At 61.4% G+C, this 721-nt stretch carries 1 pseudogene; it reads left to right on the forward strand.

The window, feature by feature from the left end:
- Positions 1 to 204: 204 nt before the first annotated feature.
- Positions 205 to 721: pseudogene (locus DVK07_RS20195) on the forward strand (glutamine--fructose-6-phosphate aminotransferase); the annotation flags it as partial.

Raw genomic sequence — 721 nt, forward strand, 5'->3', positions numbered from 1 at the left:
GTCGGCAACGGCGCGACGATCGAAGACGGCGCGATCGTTGACGACCGGATCGAGACCGGGAGTCGCCTCCAACGATGAACGGCGCCCCAGCTCCGTACTGAGCGCCGTCCGAACCACAGACGGACACCGGAATCGATCAGTTCTGTCACCGAGCAAAAATTTATTTATACGTTGATTGCCACATTAACATATCTCCCGTCAATTATGTGTGGAATCACCGGCTATATCGGCACCGACGACACGGGCGCGATCGTCCATCAGGGACTCAAGAACCTCGAATACCGAGGATACGATTCCGCTGGCATCGCGATCGCCGGTGAGTCGCTCACCGTCCAGAAGACAGAAGGTGAGGTCGGTGAGCTCTCGGTGCCTACGCACGCCGACGGGATGGTCGGGATCGGCCACACCCGGTGGAGCACCCACGGCGAACCCACCGCGCCGAACGCGCACCCACACACCGACTGTACGGAGTCGGTGGCGGTCGTCCACAACGGTATCATCGAGAACTACGAGGCGCTGAAAACGGAGCTCCGCGATCAGCACGTCTTCACGAGCGACACCGACACCGAGGTCATCCCGCATCTGATCGAGGCGGAACTCGCGGCCGATCCGGAACTAGATCTCCTCGATGCGGTCCAAGCCGTTGAAGATCGCTTGGAAGGGAGCTACGCGATCTGTGCGGTCCGCGAGAGCGACGACCGGATCGTCGTCGCGCGCCGCG

Source organism: Halorubrum sp. Atlit-26R, assembly GCF_003666015.1.
Classification (GTDB): domain Archaea; phylum Halobacteriota; class Halobacteria; order Halobacteriales; family Haloferacaceae; genus Halorubrum.